At 64.3% G+C, this 2,084-nt stretch carries 1 protein-coding gene and 1 pseudogene; one reads left to right on the top strand and one right to left on the bottom strand.

From position 1 onward, the window contains the following. Positions 1 to 882 (bottom strand): annotated as a pseudogene (locus L995_RS32420) (hypothetical protein); the annotation flags it as partial. A 480-nt stretch (positions 883 to 1,362) separates the two neighbouring features. On the opposite strand from L995_RS32420, the gene L995_RS25825 reads away from it, so the two are divergent. Next, positions 1,363 to 2,084: tetratricopeptide repeat protein (locus L995_RS25825; protein ID WP_442855564.1), on the top strand; the 722-nt coding region annotated here is incomplete at its 3' end.

Below are 2,084 nucleotides of genomic sequence, written 5' to 3'. Positions count from 1 at the left end.
GGGATCCGTGGGGTTGGTCGGATTGGTCGGGTTCGTAGGATTGGTCGGGTTCGTGGGATCCGTGGGATTGGTCGGATTGGTGGGGTTCGTAGGATTGGTGGGGTTCGTAGGGTTCGTAGGGTTCGTAGGGTTCGTAGGGTTCGTCGGATCCGTGGGATTCGTAGGATTCGTAGGATTCGTAGGATTCGTCGGGTTGGTGGGATCCGTCGGATTGGTCGGGTTGGTCGGGTTCGTGGGATTGGTCGGATTCGTGGGATCCGTGGGGTTGGTCGGATTCGTGGGATCGGTCGGCACCGGGGGGGCTGGGTCGTCGTCGTCGTTGCTGGCTGCGGCGATCAGGCCCACGCCGCCCGCGCCGATCAGGCCGGCCAGCAGGAAGTCGCTGAGCACGGAGCCGCCGGCTGCGGCTGCGGCGCTTTCCTTGGTCACGATCAGGCCCACGGCGTCACCGTCACTGGCGGGCGCCACCTGGACGTTGCCAGATGCCAGGTCCAGCACCATGGCGCCTGCGCCATCACCCTCGCGCTGGGCCAGCGTGGCCTGGGTGCCGCCCTCGAAGGTGCCGACCAGGGTCTGGCCGTCCTTGCCCTGGAACAGCGCCTTGGCGCTGCCATCGGCGGGCACGATGATCTTGTCGCCGACCTGCAGGGCACTGCCCGGCTGGGCCATCAGGGTTTCCCCATTGCGCACGATCTGCACGCCCGGGCTGACCTGGGACAGCGTGGCGGGAGGCGTGCCCCGGGGCATGACCGCTGCGGCTGCGCCGGGCTGCATGTTCGACGTATTGAGCTGCGCAAGCACAACGCTGGAGGGCTGCGGGTCACCGAACTGCACGGGGCTGACGGTGGTGTTGCCGGTGGGCTGCATCGATTGGGCGGTCATTTACTCTCTCCAGACAAGGGTTGAGACGACAAGGTCAGACGGTGGCTTGGAAGCCGTGAAAAATCTGTCGAGCCCTTTTGTGCAACATGCATGCCACGTGCACGCTGCAGGTCCGGATGGCCTAGGAATCATCCTAAGATATTGATTTGTATGGATTTATCTATTGATCACAATGTCTCATCAAGGGTCTGTTACGGCACACGTTACGTAACGCTGCCGGGTCTGCTCCGTTACTCGGGCGCCGGTGCCGCGCCATGTTTCATGGCCCTTGACTCGCGGGCCCATGCAGCGGGGCAAGATGGCTTTCGCCTATAAAATCGCTGGCTTTTGGCTGCAGGCGTGTATCGGCGCATGCAGTAAGCCCAAAAGCGAACAGGCCCGTCTTCCAACTTTCATTGCGTAGAGAGCGCCCATATGCTGATTTCGTCCAGAGTTCCGTCGCGAGTGCCGGGTCGTACCTATTTGCGGATAGCCCGGCCCGTGGCCATTGCCGCCTTCAGTCTGGGGGCGGCTTTGTGCGGGGCGTTTGCCCATGCATCGCAGGAGGCGGTGGACGAGGTCTCACGGCTGCTGGAGCAGGGCAAGGCGCCCCAGGCCGCCAAGCAGGCCGAGGCCTATCTCAAGCAAAACCCGGCCGATGTGCAGATGCGCTTTCTGCAGGGCGTGATCGCCGCGGAGCAGCGCCAGAACGCCCAGGCCATCAAGATCTTCACGGCGTTGACCCGTGACTACCCCAGCCTGCCCGAGCCCTACAACAACCTGGCAGTGCTGTACGCCGCCGAAGGCCAGGAACGCAAGGCCTCGGAAGTGCTGGAGCAGGCCATTCGCACCAACCCCAGCTACGCCACGGCGCATGAGAACCTGGGCGACCTGTATGCGCGCATGGCCAGCGATGCCTATGCCAAGGCCTTGCAGCTGGACGGATCGCGCCAGGCCATCCAGCCCAAGCTGGCCCTGATCACGCAGATCTTCCCAAAGCAAGGTGGTGCCCAGGGCAAGACGGTCCAGGCTGCAGCTGCCTCGACCAAGGTCGCCGATGCCAAGGCGGCCGATGCCAAGGCCCGCGAATCCGACGCCAAGCTGGCCGAGGCCCGCGCCGCCGAGACCAAGGCGGCAGAGGCCAAGGCCGCCGAATTCAAGGCCGCTGAAGTGAAGGCGGCCGATGCCAAGGCAGCGCAGGCCAAGGCCGCAGAAGCCAAGGC

This window comes from Delftia sp. ZNC0008, from assembly GCF_000799035.1.
Lineage (GTDB): Bacteria > Pseudomonadota > Gammaproteobacteria > Burkholderiales > Burkholderiaceae_C > Comamonas > Comamonas tsuruhatensis.
Note: the sequence above shows the minus strand (reverse complement) of the source record. Positions and strands in the feature narration are given on the sequence as shown.